Source organism: Comamonas halotolerans (genome assembly GCF_030162935.1).
Classification (GTDB): Bacteria; Pseudomonadota; Gammaproteobacteria; order Burkholderiales; family Burkholderiaceae_C; genus Comamonas; species Comamonas halotolerans.
In genome coordinates, this window is record NZ_JASAUZ010000034.1 from 221,701 (window position 1) to 243,248 (window position 21,548).

Sequence of the window (21,548 nt, forward strand, 5' to 3'; positions counted from 1 at the left end):
GCTTAGACCTTTGAACTCACAGCCTTGTCTGTTCAGGGGGCATCAGCAGTTTGCGAATACTGATAGAGTTGTGCCCCTTATCCAATATGTGCTTTTTAGTGTCAGCTTGTATCTTTGTAGCCTGCGACATGTTTTTGGGCACAAGTTTGCAGTAACGCCGGTGTCTTTGCCATTTTCCTCACTGTTTTCCACAAGCTGATGCAATTTGAATGCGTGGCTTGTGCAGATCTTCATCAGCCTTTAATCATTTTCTTTGTAGCTTGGCCGTTGTCTTTGTGACTTTGATGCTTTTCGAGTCGCGGTTGCGCTGCTACATTGGTTCTTGAATCTTGTGCTGCATGTCGCTGAGATGTGCATACATTTTCTCCCCCTTCCAATTCTGAACATGTGTGTCTCACATGTTTGGGTTCCTCATTTACCCCAAGGGACTTGTCCCTGATCTTTTCGAATGCAGCTTCGGGCTGTATCGGCAACCAAGAGAGTGTTTTATGAACAACAAACTGTATGTAGGCAATCTGGCTTACGCTGTACGTGACAATGATCTGGAGCAAGCCTTTGCGCCATTTGGTGAAGTCACTTCTGCCAAGGTCATGATGGAGCGTGATACAGGTCGCTCCAAAGGCTTTGGCTTTGTGGAAATGGCAACAGCTGAACAAGCGCAAGCGGCCATCGCAGGTCTGCATGAGCAGCCTTTGGGAGGTCGCAACATGATGGTCAACATCGCTCGTCCTCGTGAAGAGCGCCCTGCGGGCGGCGGCTTCCGTGGCAACAACGGCGGAGGCTTCCGTGGTGGCCGTGAAGGTGGCTTTGGTGGCGGTGGTTTTAACCGCGACCGCTACTAAGCTGACCATGTCTAGCAGCAGTGCCACAGGCGTTAAAGCGTGATGGTGCGTGCTGCAAGCATTGCAAGAATCTGCCCTTGAGGCAGATTTTTTTTGGATGAAGTTACGCAGTTACTGCGCAACTGTTGGCCGATGTCTGGTTTGAAATGCGGCGCTTGCATCTGGCAATGAAGACCGCATGCTGGTATCAGCATACCGATGGATAGTTGCGGTCATCCTGCTTAACGGTTCAGGTGTGTCTGGATCAGTTCCAGACAGTGCAATGTCTGTTCTTTATGCGGCATGTGTGCGCAGCCAGCCAGCAGATGCATGCTGCTCTCACCTTGCACGCCTTGGGCAATCCTTTGTGGGTGTGCTGCAGAGCCGAATTCATCCTGTTCACCGTGGATGATCAATGCCGGGCAGCGCACCTTGCGCAGATACGTGTCCAGGCTCCACGATGCAAATGCGGAAGACAACCATGTATCTGTCCAGGCATGCAGCACCCAGCCGGCTTTGTCACCGTGGTACCTGGCCAGGCGGTCCAGAGCTCCTGGCTCGGAAAACTGTTTTTTGGCAGCACGAATCCCAAGAATGGTTCGTGCTTCCACAAAGGCTTGAGCAGAAAGGGTGATCAGACTTTCACAGCGCTGCGGGTAATGCGCAGCACTGCATACAGCCATTCCTCCTCCAACGCTGTGCCCAAGCACAACAAACGTGTGTAGCCCCAGGTGCTGCAAAACCTGAGCAAGGCCTTGGTGTGCTTCATCTGCAACAAAGCTCATGGGTAGCGCATCGGCATGTGCACTGGAGCGACCAAAGCCCAGGCGGTCATAAGCGACCACCATGCGTCCCGTGGCGCTAGCCAATTGGGATGGAAAGTCCCGCCACAACGCAACGCAGCCCAAAGAGTCATGCATCAGCACGATGGGGGCTTTTTGCGCGCCATCGGGCAACCAGATTTGCGCAAACAAACTCCCATCAAGAAAGGGAATGGTGTGCTGTTCAATATGCAATGGTGTCATAAGCAAACCACGTATAAAAATGGTTGTTTTCTTGCTGGCAACAATAGCGGAACATCAACCAGTTAGGTGCCTATTAGCAGTTTCGCGGTTTGAGCTCCCCATCACACCAGCGTTGCACCGCCAAAAGATCATGAGCGTCTGTGTTCTGATCCGTCACACAGCATGCCTGCTCTCTTGTGTGAGCGCCAGCATGGTATTTGCTGGCTGTCAGCGCAATGATTGACATCGCCAGGGCCGATTGCTTTTTGGCGACAGCTTGCAAAGAGCCTGGAACGTAGACTTGCAATGTGAACTGCACGCAGGTTGCAAGTTATTGGCCTGAAGCACGCAGCCCACCGCCAGTTAGCGCATGATGAACGTCAACGCGGGCCTTCCCATATAGGGATAGGCTACTTTTTTGTCTGCCCTGTGCACCTTGTGCAGACCGTGTTTACGATTTCCCCACGGATAGCGATAAGTTCTCAATGACTCATAACACCCACGCTACGGACCCTTCGATCCCCCTTTTGCGGCCACGCTACGGCCTATGGAATCTTTTATTAGGCATAGGTTTGATTGCTGCATTTCCCTTGGCTTTTGTATTGCCTCAATGGACAGGTTGGGAAAATGGACTTTGGGAAGACATACAAACCTTTACGTTGATCGCTGGCTTTTTCGCAGCCATTGCTGCGGCGCGCACACTCAAGGCGCAAAGCGTTAAAGCATTTTTCATTATCGCGGCCTTGTTCTGGATGGTTTTTCTGGGGCGTGAACTGGCTTGGGGTGCAGCATTTATGCCCCCCCTGGAAATGACCGAATGGGGTCCTTCCTGGCGCTCCAAATTTTTGCCTTATCGCCCTGTCATTTCCTATGTGGTAGGTGCCCTGGCGATTGCAGCCTTGTACCTGTTAGTACGTTACAGCGTCTGGAATCAGGTATTGCGGCGCCTGGTATCTGAAAGAGCTGTGCCTGGCACGGCTTTGGCGCTGTTCGTGGTGTGCATGATCATGTCTGCCAATGCGGAAGGCCATGGCTTTATTGATTTGCAGGATTGGTATGGCTACCAAGTCATGGTGGTGGAAGAGTTGATGGAGAGCCTGGCTTATCTGGCATTGCTGCTGGCGCAAACCCAGGTCGTCTACCACCTGCGTATCAAGCCTGTTGCTTGATTGAAAGAATTCGCTTGCCAAGAAGCCCCGGATCAGGGGCTTTTTTGCATGCCAGTCCACTGCTGTACAAATGCATGGCGAAAGCTGAGAACCCAGGCCAGACGTTCTGCGCCAAGGCGATGGCCTGCTGCCGTTTGCATGCTCTCAGGCAATGTGGCCAGCTTGACGGCAATGTGATCCAGCGTATAAGAGCTGTCATCCAAGGAGCGCATCAGTGCCAGAGGATCACTTGGGTGTGCAAGGGCTCGTCCAAGTTGGGCGCCCACGCTGAACATCCGTGCAATACCAACTGGCCCTAGTGCATCAAGGCGGTCGGCGTCTTGCACGATCCGGGCTTCGATGGTTTCGGGTGGAATACCGGCAGAGAAACTGTGTGCCTCAATGGCATGTGCCACAGCGGCAAGTTTGTGTTCCGGAAATCCTTGTCCGCGCAAGTCATGCATCGCTTTTTGGGCTGCCAAGCGAGAAGCTTGTGCGCGTTGTGGATGATTTTTGGGCAGATTCACGCAGTCGTGCCACATGCACGCTGCGTGCACTACCTGGGCATCAGCCTCGGGGTGTTCTCGCATCAGTATTTGTGCGGTGGCCCAGACGCGTTGCAAGTGCGTTGCGTCGTGGGCAGGGTCATTCAGACAAGATGGTGGCTGCATAGGAGACGCTTGAAACTAAATGAGTTTCCGAAGTTGCTGGGAGGCGGACTCATCCACAATGGCTACCGGCAGGCGCAACATGGTGGAGATTTTTTGCTGTGGCGAGAACAAGACGCCGGGTGCCAGCAAAATGCCCTGCGCTGCCACTTTGCGGGCCAGCATCTCGGTGTCCTGACCTGTATCTACCCAGACAAACATACCTGCCAGCGGCTCCTGGTGCACGTTCCAGCCCAAGGTTTCCACCATGCGCAGACAGCGGTGGCGAGTGTCATCCAGGCGTTCGCGCAGTCGCTGGACATGCTTGCGAAACTGGCCCTCTGCCAGGATGCGGTGTACCACGCGTTCCCCAAGTTCCGGACTGGTCAGGCCGCTGAGCAGCTTGGCATCTGTCAATGCACGAATGCGCTCGGGCTGTGCGGCGATATAGCCCACGCGCAGACTGCCAGCCAGTGTTTTGGAGAAACCACCCACCAAGATGACACGGCGTAATCGGTCCAGAGTGGCCAGCCTTGTGGGGTGCTCCACGAAGTCGGCGTAGGTATCGTCTTCGAGAATCAAAAAATTGTGTTGTTCTGCCAGACGCAATACGTCATACGCCACGGGCAAACTCAGCCCGAAGCCTGTGGGGTTGTGTACCACCGAGTTGGTGATGAAAAGCTTGGGCTGGTGGGCATGTGCAAGCTGTTCCAGCACCTGAATATCAGGTCCGTCGCGCAATCGAGGCACAGCTAATACATGCACGCCCATGGAGCGCAGCAGCCCGTACATTAAAAACCAGGCAGGGTCTTCAACGAGCACGGCATCGCCCGGGCGCAGCATGCTGCGCAATACAAGGTCCATGCCATGGGTGACTCCGGTCACGGTCATCAGCTCCAGTTCTGGGTCGATGACCAGGCCTTGTGTCATCAGGTGAGCTGCCAGCTGCTGCCGCAAAGGGGCATAGCCTTGGGGTGTTCCATAGCTCAGCAATTGCATGCCCGCGCTGCGGCCTACGCTGCGAACTGCTGCGTTGAGCATGTCTGGGTCCAGCCAGCTGGCAGGCAGCATACCTGTGCTGCCATCAAAGCTCACTTCGCTGTACTGGCGAAAGATGCTGCGCAGCAAAAAAGGAGTGTCAAAAGCGGCATCGGGCTCCAGCGTTGGCGCTTGGCGGGTACTGCTGCGGCCCATAGGCAAACGCTGCGCATTGACGAAAAAGCCAGCTCCGGGGCGTGAAGTCAGCAACCCTTGCGCGACCAAGCGGTCATAGGCTTGCACCACGGTGTCGCGGCTGATGCCAGCGCTATCAGCCAGCTGGCGCACCGACGGCATGCGTGTGCCTGCGCGCAGGCTATGGCTGCTGAGCAGTTGTTGGCAGTGCGTGACCAGTTGCTCCGCCAATGAAGGGGCGCCAGCTAGGCGTACGGGAGTCCATCCCAAGTCGTTGTGGGGCTGACTGTGTGCCAGAACTGGCTGGATGTTTTTTGCCATACAGTGCTTTTATTGATCTGTTTGACCGTATGGTAACTGTATGGTTGATGCGGCCTACCATGCAAGCCCAGATTATTTAAAAGGTGTTGGTGATGAATTCGCTGCTGGCTGTGCCCAATCTTGCCGTGTTGCTGCCTTTGACGATGTTTATTTTTGTCAGTTCCATCACTCCAGGCCCGAACAATGTGATGCTGACTGCTTCGGGCGCCAACTTTGGCTACCAGCGCACGCTGCCGCATATGCTCGGAATCAGTGTTGGTGCATCGGTACAGTTGTTGTTGGTGGGAGGTGGCCTGGGCACGGTGTTTGTGCAGTTTCCCCAGTTGTATACGGCGCTGCAATATGTGGGCGCGGCGTACCTGATCTGGCTGGCTTACAAGATCGCCACTTCGGGGCGGGCAAACTCGGCCAGTGCATGCAGCAAGCCCTTTGGCTTTTGGCAGGCGGCAGCGTTTCAGTGGGTGAATCCCAAGGTCTGGCTGATGTCGGTAGGTGTGGTTGCTGCCTACACCAGTGCCCACGCCTACTGGGCCAGCCTGTTGCTGGGCGCAGCGGTGATGCTGGTCGTGAATTTCCCTTGTATCAGCGTGTGGACCTTGTTTGGCAGCGTGATTGGTCGGTGGCTGCAGTCACCTCGTGCGTTGCACATCTTCAATGGTGTGATGGCGGGGCTGCTGCTGCTGTCGCTATACCCTTTGTTTGCCAGCGTGCATTAAAAAAGCCGCCGTGCAGGCGGCTCGAGAGTGGGGCACAGCAGCATGCCCCCTCCACCGCAGGGCTTGTTTTCAAGATGCGCTGGAGGTGTCGATATGCGCAATCACCGACATACCCGGACGCAGACGCTGAACCAAAGGCTGGTCGGCATCGAAAGCGATTTTGATGGGGAGGCGCTGGACCACCTTGGTGAAGTTGCCCGTGGCATTGTCGCCCTTGAGCACGCTGAACTCCGAACCCGTTGCGGGCGCGATCTCTGTCACTGTGCCTGTGATCTGCGCTCCGTCCAGCGCATCCACCAGCAAGCTGGCATGTTGGCCAATGCGAACATGGGCGGTCTGCGTTTCCTTGAAGTTGGCAATTACCCATTGCTGAGGGGGCACGACATACAGCATCTGGCTGCCTGCGCTGACATACTGGCCCAGGCGCACGCTGACTTCGCTGACCTGACCATCGCTGGGAGCATGAATGGTGGTGTTTTCCAGATTGATTTCAGCCTGACGGACTTGGGCTTGGGCCATTTGCACGGCAGCTTTCAGGGCTCCACGATTCACTTCCGTGGCTTTGATGGCTTCCTGAGCAATTGCGATATCGGCGCTGGCTTTGTCCATATTGGAGCGAGCAAGCTGGGCGGTGGCTTGTGCCTTGTCGCGCTCGTTCAGCGAGACTGCACCACGCTCGGCCAGAGTGTTCAAACGCTGCAGTTCAGCCTGCGCGCGCTGAGCTTCTGCACGGGCTGCGCTGAGGCTGGCATATCTGGCTTTCAACGCGGCTTGGTTTTGCGCCTGCGTCTGTGCGGCGTTGACCAGCTGCGCCTGTGCACTGGCCAACTGTGCCTGGGATTGAGCCAAAGCTGCGGCGTAGCTGCGGGTGTCAATTTTGACCAGAGGCTGCCCAGCCACCACATGCTCATAGTCTTTAACCAGAACTTCCGTCACATAGCCGTTGACTTGAGGCGCAAGCACAGTGACTTGTCCGCGCACATAGGCGTTGTCAGTGGAAATATCGCTGGTTTGAAACGGACCAACGTTCCAGGCACGCATCACCAGCAGGATACCTACCGTGGCAATGCATAAGGCGATCACTGCGCTGCGTAGCGTGGGGCGCTCTTTTTTTGGGGTGCTGGATGGTGTGGCATCAGCAGTCGTTGGGGCAGCAGGGGTTGAAGGTGTTGTAGGGGTAGCGTTCATGGCGATGTTTGTTATGACTTGTTATGTGGAGCCTGAAAAAGTGGGCGACGTTCAGCGTGCAACTCCTGGGGCCGCCTGCTCGTCGTCAGGCGGTGTGGCAGTGTCGGGCTCCATGGCTGCATCCGTGCCTACTTCATGCGGGTTGCTGGCTGTCTGCCGCGCTGCGCGTGCAGCAGCAATTTTGGTTTGGCCCAGCAGCAAGATGGACCAAAGCAAATACGCCAGCGCTACATAGGCCACAACGCGGAACACATCGTTGTAGGCCAGTACATGTGCTTCACGACGCACGATTTGGGCCAGTTGCGTGGTTGCTTGCGCGCTTCGCAAAGTGGGATCACCGATATGTGGCGCCAAAGCTTGCTGGTGGATTTGCAGGCGCTGTGCCACCTGGGGATGGCTGGGGTCGATTTGTTCCACCAAGGCTGCGGAGTACGCCTGCTGGCGGTAGGTTTCATAGGTGCCCAGAACAGCAGATCCCATCAAGCCCCCCAGGCTTTGGGTGATGGAGATGGTGAGAATGGCCGTCAGCATGAAGTGCGCGCCGTTTTTGATGCCTTGCGCAACGCCCACCAGCATCAATGGCCCCATAAAGAGGCCCGAGCCCATGGCCATCAAAAATTGGCTGATGAAAAAATTCTGTGGTCTGTCCAGGCTGGTGCGGCCAAAGTCCATATACGCTCCCACGCCCAGCAAGACAATGGCAGCCATCAGCTGAATGCCCACGGTTTGCAGCCCGAAGGTGGCCGACGACAGCACTATGCCCAGCAAGGTGCCTAACAAGATCACGGCAAACAGCGGCTGCATTTGATCGGGGGTCATGCCCAGGGTGCGCATCAGGCCCACCACGCCGTAGCTTTGCTCTGTGGTGAGAAAGCGCAGCACGATGGCACCTATCACAAAGCGGATGGTGGCGCCCTGGGTGAACCAGCGCGTCAGAAACATCGGATGAGGGCGGTGATGCTCGATGTACAAACCTGCGCTGAGCAAGCCAATGGCACCAATCAGCAACCAGGCCAGTTCCGGAGCATCGAACCACCAGCGCGTGGTGCCTTGCACCAGCACTGCCACCAGCAGGCCCACTCCGGGGATGAGCAACGCCATGCTCAGAAAATCAAGCCGCTCGAAAGCTTTGATGTGCACACCGGCAGGTAGCTTGAGCAGTACCACGGCTGCGAACGATAGCAGCGCCAGGCCCGCTTCAAGCATGTAAAGGTTGTGCCATTGACCATGGTCGAGCAGACTGGGTGAAAGCAGCCATGCCAATGGTGTAGCCAATTGACTGATACCTACACCCAGCACCAGCATCTTGAGTACGTAGGTACGTGGAAGCGCTTGCAGCATGTAAAGCGTTCCCAGGGAGGTACAGGCCGCAGCAGCCAGCCCGCTGGCCCCACGCAGCCACAACAGGCTGCTGCTACTGCCCAGGAAAAGATGCAGCACGCATAGCAAGGCATACAGGCCAAGGCTGATTTCGGTGAACAGGCGCATGCCATATTGCTGGCGAAACTTGTAGACCAGCAAATTGGCTGTCACATTGAAGGTGACATAGGCGCCGGTGAGCCAGGCAGCTTCCAGCGTGGTCAAACCCATCTGCCCCTGGATGGTCGGCAAATTGGCGGAAAACAGGGCGTTGCCCAGACCCCCCGTGATACCGACGAGCACCGCCACCAGCGCGTAGCACACCCGTTCCAGCGGATGGTGATGCGGCATTGCCGGTGAACCCGGAAGCGCAGGCTTTTCGTGCTCTTCCCAATCAGGAGGGCGGCGCAAATAGATGGTGGGGGCAGCAGTCACAAATTTTCAGCTTGAAAGCGTTAATCAGGGCGAAGACCGCGTCGGATGATTTGCAGCGCTTGCCGTGCCAGACGCAGCCGTTCTGCCTCGGTGTCGCCACGCAATGCAGCGCCCAACATGCCTGAAAGCAAAGTGATGTCCGAGGTTTGAATGTCCTTGCGGACCAGCCCATGCGCCTGAGCGCGTTGCAGAGCCGGGGCAAAGATCTTGCGTACCTGCAGGCGTGCGGGTTGGAAGCGTGCGTCATGCATGCTGGTTGTGCGCCAATAGTCCGATATGGCTGGCGAGCGCACGATGCGTTGCGCCAGATACTCCAGCAAGGTGAAAAACGCTTCGGGTGCATCGGACAGCGATGTGGCCTTGGCTTGCAGGCGCTCCACCGAGCGCTCCATCAGTGCGAGCAATATGGCGTGACGGTCTGGATATTGACGATACAAGGTGGCTCTACCAACGCCTGCATGTTCCACCACCAGCTCCAGTGGAGCGTTCACGCCGTGTGTCGTAAATACGGCATCTGCCGCATCCAGCAATTGGGCGCGGCGTGTTTCGGCATCAGGACGTTTGACAGGTGAAGACATGGATGCAGAGTATCGGACAAATTTGTCCGTTTATCTGATGCCAGCAGACGCAACCGCGACAGCAGTAAGGTATTGGCATGCAAAGTAGAGGCGAGTGAACAGGCTGCAAAAATCTGCAGGGTTGAGAGGCGGAGCACGGACGCACAAAAAACTATGGCCTTGTGCAGCCGATGAAGCAGGGGGGCAAGGTTTTATGTGTCAGCAACGCATTGCTTGTTTGCTTGAGCGTGCCAAAGGGCCGCTAGCTCCACTGCATAAACCGCAGGTCTGCGGCTGAGAAGAGGCCCGAGGTCGCACTCGGCGCAGAGGTGCGACGCGGCGAGGCAGCGTTGTATCAGTGGGTGATGAGCCTAAGTCTGCCCATGCACTTCAGCAGGCGTATGCGCCTGTATTGCAGTGGGTTTAGGCAATTGCGCATACAGCTTGTGCAGTGCATCCATAACTTGTGGTTGCGCACGGCGCATGAAACCTGCTGCGAATTGGTGGAGCAAACGGTTGATTTCCTCGCCAGCGAGGTGGCAGGTCTGACGTTGCTGTAGTGGAGCGTCTTTCTTGATACGCTGCACACATCGTTGCAGAAGGTAGGTGAGCGTCGCAATGTCGGCACAACCCGCAGTCCATGCCAGCCGTGCCAGCTTTGCGGCGTGTTCCGCAGTGTCTGGAGCCAGCACTGCGTTTTCATCTGCCAGCCAATTGCTTAGCTGTGAATCCAGTTGCTCAGAGAGTGTCTCGGCTGCCTGAAGAAAATCAAGGTCAGGCTCTGTTGGCGGAGTGGATACCTGTTCACCCTGAAGTGTTTCCGCAGGCTGAATTGCTGTTGCGCTTTGCAGCCCAGACGGCATCGGTGCCGGAGAGGAAGGTGCATGCTCAGCGACGTCCACGATAGATTCATCAGCGGTGAGTGACTGATTGCTGAGTGTTGGTGAGCGGACCACTGGTGCGCAGTGCTGCTGCACCAGGGCAAGCATGGTCGGCAGACTTTGTTCACGTTGTGCTGCAGTCTGCGCAGCTTGCGCACAAAAATACAGCAAGTCACGCACAAAATTGGCTGCGGCCGTTTCTTGCCCTTTGGCATAACTGGTGTAGTAGGCCAGCAGGCGCGAAGCCTGGCGCTTGGCGTAGATATCCTGATCCAGCAAGCCATATTCCAGAGCTTGCAGCCAGGCTGCTGCCAACAGCCAAGTGCTGCCATCTTGCGCATGGGCGGCCAAACCCAGGCTTTGCTGATAAAGCGCGCTGCAAAAAGATGGGTCGCTGGTTCGCAGCAGGCCAAGCACATGCTGATCAATCTGGCTGCGTACTTCACCACAGGGAGCCAAGGCATTGACCGCAACTGGTGCAGGCAGGGATGTCAGCTCCCAAGGCGTATCCCACAGATCGGCAGGATGCGCCGTGTCTTTGCCACTGAGTTTGGTCAGTTCCCGGTAACTGGCGAACAGCGCTTGGGACGACGCTGGTGCGCCAGCCTCCATGCTTTGGAGAAACACCAGGGCGTCGCTTGCGGCCCGTTTCAGCAACTCACCACTGTTCTCGCGCAATGCAGCCTCGTCACCGTTTTGGTCCTGCAAAGGGCCTTGCATGGCACGCATCAGCTTGATCAGGCTGCGCAGTTCCAGAGCTGCCAGGGACTGGTCGATTTGCCTGAGCAATTCCAAGGCTTGCGAAGCCTGTGCCAAGCCGCGGGGAGGCAGCATCTGCATCAGCTCTTGCACCATCGCGGTCAACGGCGGCAGTAACAAAGGGCAGAATTTTTGCGGGGCCTTGGTTGATGGCAAAGGCGCTGTCTCGGTCATGGGCGATGCATGCAAGGGCTGTGGTGTTTAGGTGAGTGCAGGGGACTTATTCGGTGAATTTGCCATTTTCTTTGCGGCGTTGGCGAACACCTTTACGGATGAACAGCTCCACACCATCCAGCGTGAGAAATGGCAGGCTCATGTCGGTGCTGATATGGGCCTGCAGGCGCTGGGGTAACGTGTCCAAAACCGCCTGCACCGTGTGGGCGGCTGGTGAGCTTGTGTCGTGCTGGGTGCTGAGAAAGTCTGCCAAATACGTGCGCATGCCTGTCTCCAGCGCTTCCAGGGTGGCTGGCGCTCCCAGGTATTCAGGCTGATTGCTGCCAACAACTTCAGTGCCGTATAGATAACAGCCAATGTAATCACGGAAGGTCTCGCCTACGTTAGGACCTTTGGTGAGTTTGCGCAGAAGATCGGTGAGCCACATAACAGCAGGGTTTCATAGTGGGCATCGCAAAAAACAAGAGCAGTTTACGCATGCCAATAAAGGAGTGCAGCCTGAAATGTACTGCAATGCCTTGTAAAGATGACGTAACCTGCTGCTGAATTAGTTTCTGCAAAAGTCTTCGATCATCTGCGCGATGATTTGAGGCTGGTCGTGGTGAAGCATGTGTCCGGCGTCATCGACCTGGGCAATTTGGCAGTGCTGCACAGCTTGCAAACGCTCATGGTACTCGGCAAGGGAATAGCGGTTTTTCCACCACTGGCTCATGCTGTCTTCGCTTGCTTCTATGGCCAGCACAGGTGCAGTAATGGCGGCGTAATGTGCCAAAACTTCGTCTACGCGAAACAATTGCGCACTGACCACCTTGTGTGCGTTATCGCCAAGAATGGCCCAGCGGCCTTGCGCATTGGGGGCCGACCACTGCTGCGCAAGCCACATTGCCTTGTCAGCGCCGAGGCGCTGATTGGTCTTTTGCAAGCGGGCCGCTACTGCTTCAAGGCTTTCATAGGTTTTCAGTGCCAGGGCACCGGTGTGCAGTGCCTTGAGTTCGTCCAGCCATGTCTGGGTGCGTTGTGGGGCTTGCGTGGGCTGGGTGGCTGGCAGGCCAAAGCCTTCCAGATTGACCAAGCGGCGAATGCGGGCCGGGCGTGCGCCTGCATATAGCATGGCTACATTGCCCCCCATGCTGTGGCCCACCAGATCAATGGACTGGCCCTCGGGCACGTAGTGGTCCAGCAGTGCATCCAGGTCACCAAGGTAGTCGGCAAATGTGTAGTGGTCGCATGGAGTTGGCGGCATGCTGTGCCCAAAGCCACGCCAGTCAGGCGCAATGATGTGACGACCTTCGTAAAACGCCTGGCTGAAGGCATCCACGACAAACTGGTAGGAAGCTCCCACATCCATCCAGCCATGCACCATTACCAGCGAAGGCACACCTGCTTGCGGCAGCCCCCAGGTATGGACGTGGTAGTGCATGTTGCGAATGGGCAGATCTTCGGTAGAGGAGGGGCGCAAAGGTGTATACATGCAGCACATTATTCGGTGACTTGGTGTTGACCACAGTCAATATTGCGACCCGACAACCTACACTTGGTAGCTATGAATAGCCCAACGATGACACCTTTGCGGCTGGGCCGCAGCGATTTGCAAGTAACTCCCATTTGTCTGGGGACGATGACCTTTGGCGAGCAGGTCTGCGAAGCAGATGCCTTTGCCATCATGGATCGCGCACTGGAGCGTGGCCTGAATTTCTTGGACACCGCCGAGATGTATGCCGTGCCCGCTCGCAAGGAAACCTATGGTGCGACGGAGTCCATCATTGGCCGCTGGCTGGCAGCGCGTCCGGGTGTCCGGCAAAAAATAGTGCTGGCGAGCAAGGTGGCCGGGCCTTCACGTGGCATGCCTTGGATTCGTGAAGATCAGGGAATGACGGCGGCAGACATCGTCGCTTCCTGTGAAGGCAGCCTGCGTCGGCTGCAAACCGAGGTGATTGATCTCTACCAGATCCACTGGCCCGAGCGCTACGTTCCATCTTTTGGCAATCTGTACTTTGACCCCAGCCTGGATAAAAGTGCCACCAGCATCCATGAGCAGTTGCAGGCGCTGTCCAAGCTGGTGGAGCAGGGCAAGGTGCGCGCGATTGGTCTCTCAAACGAAACACCATATGGTGTGCATGAGTTTGTCCGCTTGGCCGAGCAATACGGATTGCCACGTGTTGCCAGTGTGCAGAATCCATATGGGCTGCTCAACCGCAGCTGGGACAATGCCATGGACGAAAGCTGTCACCGCCTGGGGGTGGGTCTGCTGGCCTACTCGCCCCTGGGAGTCGGGTTGCTGACAGGGAAATACGATGCGCATGGCTACAGCGGTCCACACGCACCGCAGGGCACGCGGCTGGCCTATCCGTCGGTGCAAAAGCAGCGCTGGGGCCGCCCCGAGGCATTGGACGCGGCACGGCAATACAACCAGCTGGCTCGGGACCAAGGGTTGACGCCAGTGCAACTTGCGCTGGCTTTTTGCTACCGCAGCTGGCGTGTTGCCAGCACCATCATTGGGGTGACCAGCCTGGCGCAACTGGATGAAAACCTGGATGCATGGAATGTCCAGCTCAGTCCGGAATTGCTGAGTCAGATCGATGCACTGCGTTGGAAATTCCGTGATCCTGGACAGTAACCATGGCGAAAAAAGACAAAGCGCATGTGAGCGAAACACCAGCCACTCAGCTGCTTAAAGCGCATAAGGTGGCGTTCACCGAACACCCCTATGACTATGTGGAGCACGGCGGTACGGGCGAGTCTGCCAGGCAACTCGGACTGGATGAGCATGCGGTGGTGAAAACCCTGGTCATGCAGGACCAGGATGCCAAGCCCTTGATCGTGCTGATGCACGGGGACTGCACCGTTTCAACCAAGAATCTGGCCCGTCAGATTGGTGCCAAGAATGTCGAGCCCTGCAAACCAGAAGTGGCCAACCGTCACAGTGGTTATCTGGTTGGAGGCACTTCTCCGTTTGGGGTGCGCAAGAACATGCCGGTGTACATTGAACAATCCATCCTGGATTTGCCACGCATTGCCATCAACGGCGGTCGGCGTGGTTTTCTGGTGCAACTTGACCCGCGGGTTTGTGTGGAGCTGCTGGGTGCCAAGCCGGTGCAGTGCGCGCTGGCACAATAAGGGGTTGGGCACAGCGTTTCGCAAAGCGGCGCACAGCATTGAAATATTCTTGATTTGTGTAGACCACAAGCCTTGCTGCCGCTGCTAGATTCCGCCTGCGTCTTTTGGGGCATCACATATCGAGATAGATGTGCCCCAGACCCTGGATAACAAAGCTTGCCCTGAAGGCAGGCAAGGATTGCAGTTTTGAATTCCGTACTACCTGTGTTGGCCACTGTTGTGGCGTATTTGATTGGTTCGCTGTCTTTTGCAGTGATCGTGAGCTCTGTGATGGGGCTCAATGATCCGCGCACCTATGGCAGCGGCAACCCTGGTGCCACCAATGTCCTGCGTTCCGGCAGCAAGGCTGCGGCGGCGCTGACCTTGCTCCTGGATGCGGTCAAGGGGCTGGTGCCTGTTTTGCTGGTCAAGTACATCGGACCTGATTACGGTTTGCACGAGGGCACTTTGGCATTGGTAGCGATTGCGGCTTTCCTGGGTCACCTGTTCCCGGTTTTCTTCAAGTTCAAGGGAGGCAAGGGTGTTGCCACGGCGCTGGGTGTGTTATTGGGCATCAGCGGCTGGCTGGGGCTGTTCGTGCTTCTGACGTGGTTGGCCGTGGCTTTCACCACGCGTTACTCCTCCTTGTCTGCGCTGGTGGCCGCTGTAATGGCTCCGGTGTATTACGTGCTGCTGGGTGGTAGTCTGTGGGTCTATGAAAAGCCGGTGCTGCTGGCGGTGCTTGCCATGTCAGCTTTGCTGCTGTGGCGCCATGCGGACAATATCAGCCGCTTGCTCAAAGGGCAGGAAAGCAAAATCGGCAGCAAAAAAGACAAGGGCTCTTCGGCACCTCAAGCCACTCCCAAGCCTCAGGCAAAGAAGAAAGCCAAGCGCTGATTGCTTCGCCATAAATAAAAACTTGCGAACGGCCTGTTTCTTGATGGAACAGGCCGTTTTTCCTTGATGGATAATTTGCTGAGTGCAAATTACCTTGGCTTGAAAATAGATAAGAAGAGCTATATCTGCCAGCGCTATTTTTTTCTCCTGCTGTGAAGATATTCAAATATCGCGCTGATGCCTGCTCAGTCCAAAAAACATTCAAATCAAATGTAGCCATCTTGGCTCTGAAGTATGGTTGCTGGGATTTTCTTTATAAATATCAATTTTTAATAAAATCCTATTTCATTGAGTATTTTCTTTTGCGTTATCCATGTGCTGCTTGATCGTCTGGTATGTGCGCTGGTAGCAGCGTCTGAAAATATTTTATTGTTTTTCGAGGAAATAGACATAGATCAAAAATTTATGAATTCCTGCGCCGAATGAGAAACTCTTTGTAACCAAGCTATGTTCTTTTTGCGCATCAATATTTAAAAAATAATTACTTCAGCGCATTTCTTGCGCTAACGCTTTGTGTTTATTAAGTGGATTGGGTATTAATAGAAAGGTTTTACGCCACGCTTTTTCCACTTCATCTCCAACGGCTTGCCACCGTTTGCTGTTCATGTTTGAGCCCTCACGCAACCACGCTGAGCTTGCCAGTTTGCTCGCCCCCGCCTCTTTCAGCGCCAATGCGCGCCTGTATCGCTTGCAATTGGTTCCTTCAGGCTCCGGTGCTGCGCTGGAGTCCACCGTGCAGGCGCTGCAGCCCGAAGCCTGGATTGCCCGCGAAGCACTCAGCGAAATCGGTGAAACCCGCCTGCTGTGCCTGAGCCTGGAGGCCGACTTGCCCTTGCACGATCTGCTGGGCCAGGGCCTGCTGCTGCACACCGTCTGCGCTGATGGCAGCCTGTACACCCGCAGCGGCTTGCTGCGCAAGGTGGAAGCGCTGGAGGCCGATGGGGCTTTGGCCCGCTACCGCCTCACCCTGGTTCCCTGGCTGTGGCTGGCAACACAGCAGGCACGCAGCCAGATCTTTCAAGACCGCAGCATCTCCCAGATCATCGAATTCGTGCTGGCCCCCTATACCCGCCAGGGGGCAGTCTGGCATTTAAGCGGCGATGCCCGCGCCCTGATCCAGGATGCCCCCATCCGCAACTACTGCACCCAGTGGCGTGAGAGCGATTACGCATTCCTCTCGCGCATTCTGGCCGAAGAAGGTCTGGGCTGGCGCGTGCAAGCCAATCCAGAGGTGCAGTGGGGCCATGAAATCATCTTCTTTGGTGACAGCAGCCAGGAAAGCGCCACCCCGCCAAACCTGTCCTCGCCCACGCGCTTTCACCGTCAGGCGGCCCAGGAAACCGAAGACGCCGTGCAGTCGCTCATCCGCCAGACACGCATGGGCGTCAAGCGCATCCATGCAGCCGCCTGGATGCCCGATGCACACCGGCTGCAAGACGCGCAAGCGCGCCGCCTGAACCCGCCTGCGCACACCCCCGACATTGCTTATGACCATCTGCTGGGCCAGGACGACCACAGCAAAGGTCTGGACAGCCACCGCGCACTGGAGCGCACTGCCGTGCGCCTGATGCAGGGGGTGGAAGCGTTTAGCGACATGATGGCCGGGCGCTCCAGCGTGCGCACCGCACAGGTTGGCACCCGGCTGACGGTGCAGGAAGCGCCCGCGCTGGGTCTGCCCGACGCTGCCCCCACCCTGGTGCTTGAGGCCCTGGAGCAAGCGGGCTTTAACGACCTGCCCACCAACTCGGCACAAGTCATTGAAGCACGCCTGGGCACAGCCCGGCAGCACCTGTGGTTTGAAGACAGCGGCATAGACCTGAACGTGCTGCCCGGCACCCCGGGGCTGATGGACAGACCTGGCACGCAGCAGCAACCCCAACGCGCATTTGGGGCCAGCGCTTCGGGTGCTGGCGCTTTGGCTGGCGATGCTTTTGCAATTGATGAGGCCCTGTCCGCATCCTGGCAGAGCCCGCGCAGCTACCCCGATGCGGCCCTGATCGCGCAGGCCCAATCCCATGGCTACGCCAACCGCTTCAGAGCCATCCACGCCAGCACCCCCTGGCGTGCCCCACTGCAAACGCCCAGCGACAGCGCACCCAGCACGGGCCTGGGCTCCAGAGCCTTGGCCTTTGGCGTGCACAGCGCCATCGTTGTCGGGCCTGACGGCTCATCCACGCCCAACGGCCCCGATGAAATCTATACCAACGCCCGTGGCGACATACGCATCCGCTTTCACTGGCAAAGCGAGTTTGTGCAAACCCAGATGCCCGATGCCCAGCAAGTGCGCAAAGACAACCGCAACACCCGCTGGGTGCGGGTGGCCCAGCGTCAGGCGGGCCCCGGCCTGGGCTGGCAATGGCTGCCCCGCATCGGCCAGGAAGTGCTGGTCAAGTTCACCGACAACGACCCCGACCAGCCCATCGTCATCGGCACCCTGTACAACGGCCAGGGCGCGGGCGGCATCGCTCCCACCCCCGGCGGCGCTGCCGCCAGAAACACCAGCGATGCCGCCGAGCTGTTTGCCCAGGCCAACGACACCACCCCCAGCGCCCAGCACAACCTGACCGCAGGCATGGGCGGCGGCCATGCACCGGCCTGGCATGCTGCATCTCCAGGCGCACAAGGCCACCGCAACGCCACAGCCCTGTGGGGCTTCAAATCCAAAGAGCTGGGCGGCAAAGGCTACAACCAGCTGGTGTTTGACGACAGCAACCAGCAGCTGCGTGCGCAAATGGCCTCCAGCATCCAGGCCTCACAGTTGAACCTGGGCCACATCATTCACCAGCAAGACAATTACCGGGGCGGTGTGCGCGGCCAGGGCTTTGAGCTGCGCACCGACGGCTACGCCGCCTTGCGCGGCGGCGCAGGCGTCATGCTCACCACCTACCACGGCCCGGGTGGCATTCAGCTGGAGCCCACGGCAGACTTTGCCGCTGGCATGGCCATGTTCCAGCACCTGAACACCCTCTCGCAAGGCTTGAACGAATCAGCCAGCACCCACCAGACCGTGCGCCTGCCGGGGCAGATAGGCAGCCACCAGGACCAGCGCAGCGCCATGGACAACAGCCACGCCCCGCATGCTGCCATGCTGCGCTCGGTCAGCACCACGGTGGATGCCAACTCCAGCGACACAGCCCTGGCGCAAGCGCCCGAGAAATCGCCCGCCACAGGGCCAGACCGCGTGCCCCACACGGGCGATGCCATCATTGCCGCCGCTGCCCAAAACGGCCTGGTGGTCATTGCCGGGCAGCACATGCAAGTGGCGGCGGGTGAAGACATCACGCTGGCCTCGGGAGGCAGCATCAACGTGGCCATCAACGCCCAGGCACGCATGCATGCGGGCCAGGCTATCGGGCTGGTGGCTGCGGCGGCCAAGGCCGACCACGAAGGCACAGGCCTGTCCATCATTGCCGCGCAAGATGCCATCAATGTGCAGGCTCAAACCGATGTGCTGCAACTCAACGCCCAGCAAACCCTCACCGTGCAAAGCGCGCAGGCGGGCATGGACATTGCCGCAGCACGCAAGCTGCGCATTGCCACCGCGCAGGGCGCAGCCATCACCATCGAAGGCGGCAACATCACGTTTGAAGCGCCGGGCAGCATTACCTACAAAGCGTCCATGCGCACATTGCAAGGGCCTACCAGAGGAAGTTCTAAACTGCCGCAGTTTCCGCAGAGCGTGTGCATTGAATGCCTCATGCGCCGTGCAGAGGAGCGCACAGCCTTCATCAGCCAGGGAGTCTGAGTCCGATGCGTGACCTATCTCTTACTCAAGTCTGGCTGGACGAACAAAGCCCAGCCCAACCACAAGAGCTGTTTGTGCTGGTGGATGCAGCCATGGATCGCAAGCTGCCCCAACAACTCCAACGCGCTGGATACCCCAGCGCGGCGTTGCTGGAGCACCTGGGTTCAGGCGTTGCCGAAAGAGGCCCACAGCTTTTTCATATCTACAGTGCATCAGCCTTGCAAGACATTGCGGCACTGCGCTATGCCGCTTCACCGGCCTTCACCGTGATATGCGCCAGCGTCGGTTTGCCCGAGCTGCATAGCCACCTGAAGAGCTTCAAACAGGTGCATCTGGAAGGCGGGCTTGAATTGGGGTTTGCCTTTTGGGACCCGGCTATTCTGGGCACACTCCTCGGGCAGGCAGACGACACCACGCTTCATATCGCCGGCCCCGTACTGGATGCGCAGCAAATGCAAGCGTTCTTGCATCCCATTACTGCATGGTGGTACTGGGATCGTGAAGACTTGCCGCACCGCATAGATCCACCAAGCAAGGCCGCACCGCACGACAGTGCGCCGGTCATTCAAGCGTTGCGGCTGACACAGGCTCAGGAAGACCTGCTTGTCGAAGCCAGCGTGCCCGACCAGATCATCTACCACATAGAGCTCAATCAACCCCACCTTTTTGACAAGCGCTTACCGGCTATCAACCGCTACCGCTTTGTCCGTGCAGTGCTCGGGCCTGCACGCCAGCTAGGGTTGAGTGGCCTGCGAGACCTGGTCAACTTCACTGCCATGTGCCTCATCTACCGCCAGCGCATGCAAACTGATCCAGCTATTGCGGTGCTGCTCGACCAGGTGCGCCTGGGCGAGTTGACGTTGGATCAGGCCATTGAACAAATGCCCGAATAGTTGGCCAATGCATTGAAATGTCTGACGAAATCTCCCATGCCCATACAACACAGTCGCCGTCAAACTCTTATCACTGCTTTGAGCACGCTGACGGCGAGTGTTGCCGCATGCCGCCCAGACTCCCGCAATGCAGAACACTCAACAACGCAGAGCGCAGACAAAAGAACCGATTTTGCATATTTTGATGTGGCAATTTTCAACTATCTCAACCGTCCAATATTTGATGTCAGGTTAAACAAAAAACACATTGGATTAGCCAATACCTTTAACAGTGGTCATGGTTTGATGACAGGTGTCAAAGTTCCGCTGGGGCCCCAGACGGTCAGTTGGCGACTAGGTGGCCCTAAAGGTATGGAAGGCAATGGAGACACCGTGCATGCAGCCAATACTTTGGTATTTGTTGCACCACCTGAAGAACATCGTTACTTGGGTGTTCATATCTACCCAGATAACACTGTTCAGATTATTTCCGAGGCATTCTGGCCTGTGCCTACTGAGCGTGGTTCAGAAATAAGGCGGCAATTAAAAATGCAAAACAAGAACCACTAAATGAAAAATTTTCAATGCATAAAAATATTATCTTTAACTGCCTGCTTTATCTAGCTGATTGAATTTTATGTCTATAAATATCAACCGCCGCCAAACAATTGTCACTGCATTGAGCATGCTGACTGCTAGTGTGGCGGCGTGTCGCCCAACATCCCAAAACCCTGAGAGTAAATCCATGCAACCCTCTGACGGAAAAACTGATTTTGTATATTTTGATGTGGCAATTTTCAACTACCTCAATCGTCCAATATTTGATGTCAGATTAAACAAAAAACACATTGGATTAGCCAGCACCTTTAACAGTGGTCATGGCTTGATGACCGGCGTAAAAGTTCCACTCGGCCCTCAAATGGTCAGCTGGCGCTTGGATGGACCTGAAGGTATGAAAGGCAATGGAGATACCGTGCATGCCACCAACGCCTTGGTGCTGCTGGCACCGCCTCGCGAACATCGCTACTTGGGTGTTCACATCTATCCAGATTACACCGTGGAGCTTATTTCTGAGGAATTTTGGCCTGAGCCCACTGAACGTGGCTCAGAAATACGGCGGAAATTGGAAATAGAAAACAAGAATAATTAAATGAAAACCCAAAATGTACAAGATTGAGTGATATTTATATCAACAAGTTTTCTACCATGTTTATCAGCAGTGCTCGTCGCAAATTACTTATTGTTGCATTAAGCATGCTGATGGTAAGTGTTTCCGCATGTCGCCCATCCCCTAAAAATTCCCAGAATAAATCAATACAATCCACGGATTCAAAAAGTTCTTTGGTATATTTTGATGTATCAATTTACAACTACTTAGATCGCACAATATTCGATGTTTATCTCAACAAAAAAGATATTGGCGTGGCCAGCGCATTTGGTGGCGGAGCGTTAATGACGGGGGTTAAAGTTCCACTGGGACCTCAAACGGTCAGTTGGCGCTTGGATGGCCCCGAAGGTATGGAAGGCAATGGAGATAGGGTGCATGCAGCCAACACTCTGGTGCTTGAGGCTCCACCCGCGACACACCGCTACCTGGGCGTGCATATCTACCCGGATTACACCGTGGAACTTCTTCCAGAAGAGTTTTGGCCAGAAGCTACAGAGCGTGGTCGAGAGCTCTATCGTCAATGGAAAGTGAAAAATGGTAAATAAATCTAAGTTATGGGAATATAAGTCTAGCCTAATAAAGCATGC

General features: G+C 56.4%; 19 protein-coding genes and 1 pseudogene. 11 read left to right on the top strand and 9 right to left on the bottom strand.

Translation table 11 applies throughout. From position 1 onward, the window contains the following. Positions 1 to 488 precede the first annotated feature (488 nt). Positions 489 to 821, top strand: a pseudogene (locus tag QEP11_RS13885) (RNA recognition motif domain-containing protein); the annotation flags it as partial. A 242-nt stretch (positions 822 to 1,063) separates the two neighbouring features. Here the strand turns inward: QEP11_RS13885 and QEP11_RS13890 are convergent. Continuing rightward, positions 1,064 to 1,846, bottom strand: coding sequence for an alpha/beta fold hydrolase (locus QEP11_RS13890; protein WP_284337234.1), 783 nt, complete (start codon positions 1,844 to 1,846; stop codon positions 1,064 to 1,066). 464 nt (positions 1,847 to 2,310) lie between these two features. Here QEP11_RS13890 and QEP11_RS13895 point away from each other — a divergent pair, with 464 nt between their 5' ends. Further along, a complete protein-coding gene (locus QEP11_RS13895) occupies positions 2,311 to 2,994 on the top strand; it encodes a hypothetical protein (protein WP_284337235.1) in 684 nt (227 codons plus the stop codon). Positions 2,995 to 3,026: 32 nt separating this feature from the next. On the opposite strand, the gene QEP11_RS13900 is transcribed toward QEP11_RS13895, so the two are convergent. Next, the gene (locus QEP11_RS13900; protein ID WP_284337236.1) at positions 3,027 to 3,644 is read right to left on the bottom strand and encodes an HD domain-containing protein; all 618 of its coding nucleotides are present in this window, start codon (positions 3,642 to 3,644) and stop codon (positions 3,027 to 3,029) included. Positions 3,645 to 3,659: 15 nt separating this feature from the next. Then, complete coding sequence (locus QEP11_RS13905; RefSeq protein ID WP_284337237.1) at positions 3,660 to 5,114, bottom strand: aminotransferase-like domain-containing protein; 1,455 nt, start codon at positions 5,112 to 5,114, stop codon at positions 3,660 to 3,662. A gap of 92 nt (positions 5,115 to 5,206) precedes the next feature. Between QEP11_RS13905 and QEP11_RS13910 the strand changes: the two genes are divergently transcribed. After that, the gene (locus QEP11_RS13910; protein ID WP_284337238.1) at positions 5,207 to 5,830 is read left to right on the top strand and encodes a LysE family translocator; all 624 of its coding nucleotides are present in this window, start codon (positions 5,207 to 5,209) and stop codon (positions 5,828 to 5,830) included. A gap of 69 nt (positions 5,831 to 5,899) precedes the next feature. On the opposite strand, the gene QEP11_RS13915 is transcribed toward QEP11_RS13910, so the two are convergent. The 6 genes from QEP11_RS13915 to QEP11_RS13940 form a co-directional block, all read right to left on the bottom strand. Continuing rightward, positions 5,900 to 7,018, bottom strand: coding sequence for an HlyD family secretion protein (locus tag QEP11_RS13915; protein ID WP_284337239.1), 1,119 nt, complete (start codon positions 7,016 to 7,018; stop codon positions 5,900 to 5,902). A 51-nt stretch (positions 7,019 to 7,069) separates the two neighbouring features. Beyond that, positions 7,070 to 8,812 carry an MFS transporter gene (locus QEP11_RS13920; protein ID WP_413788735.1) on the bottom strand — a complete coding sequence of 581 codons (1,743 nt, stop codon included), beginning with the start codon at positions 8,810 to 8,812 and terminating at the stop codon, positions 7,070 to 7,072. Positions 8,813 to 8,832: 20 nt separating this feature from the next. Further along, positions 8,833 to 9,390: a TetR/AcrR family transcriptional regulator gene (locus tag QEP11_RS13925; RefSeq protein ID WP_284337240.1), complete on the bottom strand. Its 558-nt coding sequence runs from the start codon at positions 9,388 to 9,390 to the stop codon at positions 8,833 to 8,835. A gap of 350 nt (positions 9,391 to 9,740) precedes the next feature. After that, positions 9,741 to 11,183 (bottom strand): hypothetical protein, encoded by a 1,443-nt coding sequence (locus tag QEP11_RS13930; protein ID WP_284337241.1) that lies wholly within the window; start codon positions 11,181 to 11,183, stop codon positions 9,741 to 9,743. Positions 11,184 to 11,229: 46 nt separating this feature from the next. Further along, on the bottom strand, positions 11,230 to 11,610 hold the full coding sequence (locus tag QEP11_RS13935) for a hypothetical protein (protein WP_284337242.1): 381 nt from the start codon (positions 11,608 to 11,610) through the stop codon (positions 11,230 to 11,232). A 120-nt stretch (positions 11,611 to 11,730) separates the two neighbouring features. Next, positions 11,731 to 12,654 carry an alpha/beta fold hydrolase gene (locus QEP11_RS13940; RefSeq protein WP_284337243.1) on the bottom strand — a complete coding sequence of 308 codons (924 nt, stop codon included), beginning with the start codon at positions 12,652 to 12,654 and terminating at the stop codon, positions 11,731 to 11,733. 72 nt (positions 12,655 to 12,726) lie between these two features. Between QEP11_RS13940 and QEP11_RS13945 the strand changes: the two genes are divergently transcribed. The 8 genes from QEP11_RS13945 to QEP11_RS13980 all read left to right on the top strand — a co-directional run bounded on the left by QEP11_RS13945 (position 12,727) and on the right by QEP11_RS13980 (position 21,506). Next, positions 12,727 to 13,800: an aldo/keto reductase gene (locus QEP11_RS13945; RefSeq protein WP_413788736.1), complete on the top strand. Its 1,074-nt coding sequence runs from the start codon at positions 12,727 to 12,729 to the stop codon at positions 13,798 to 13,800. Positions 13,801 to 13,802: 2 nt separating this feature from the next. Then, the gene (gene ybaK, locus QEP11_RS13950) at positions 13,803 to 14,300 is read left to right on the top strand and encodes a Cys-tRNA(Pro) deacylase (RefSeq protein ID WP_284337244.1); all 498 of its coding nucleotides are present in this window, start codon (positions 13,803 to 13,805) and stop codon (positions 14,298 to 14,300) included. A 186-nt stretch (positions 14,301 to 14,486) separates the two neighbouring features. Beyond that, positions 14,487 to 15,176: a glycerol-3-phosphate 1-O-acyltransferase PlsY gene (plsY, locus tag QEP11_RS13955; RefSeq protein ID WP_284337245.1), complete on the top strand. Its 690-nt coding sequence runs from the start codon at positions 14,487 to 14,489 to the stop codon at positions 15,174 to 15,176. Between the two features lie 604 nt (positions 15,177 to 15,780). Then, positions 15,781 to 18,921, top strand: coding sequence for a type VI secretion system Vgr family protein (locus tag QEP11_RS13960; RefSeq protein ID WP_284337246.1), 3,141 nt, complete (start codon positions 15,781 to 15,783; stop codon positions 18,919 to 18,921). Positions 18,922 to 18,926: 5 nt separating this feature from the next. Further along, positions 18,927 to 19,814, top strand: coding sequence for a DUF4123 domain-containing protein (locus QEP11_RS13965; RefSeq protein WP_284337247.1), 888 nt, complete (start codon positions 18,927 to 18,929; stop codon positions 19,812 to 19,814). Positions 19,815 to 19,850: 36 nt separating this feature from the next. After that, the gene (locus QEP11_RS13970) at positions 19,851 to 20,363 is read left to right on the top strand and encodes a hypothetical protein (protein WP_284337248.1); all 513 of its coding nucleotides are present in this window, start codon (positions 19,851 to 19,853) and stop codon (positions 20,361 to 20,363) included. Between the two features lie 175 nt (positions 20,364 to 20,538). Further along, positions 20,539 to 20,943, top strand: coding sequence for a hypothetical protein (locus QEP11_RS13975; RefSeq protein WP_284337249.1), 405 nt, complete (start codon positions 20,539 to 20,541; stop codon positions 20,941 to 20,943). Between the two features lie 23 nt (positions 20,944 to 20,966). Beyond that, the gene (locus tag QEP11_RS13980; protein ID WP_284337250.1) at positions 20,967 to 21,506 is read left to right on the top strand and encodes a hypothetical protein; all 540 of its coding nucleotides are present in this window, start codon (positions 20,967 to 20,969) and stop codon (positions 21,504 to 21,506) included. Positions 21,507 to 21,548: the final 42 nt, after the last annotated feature.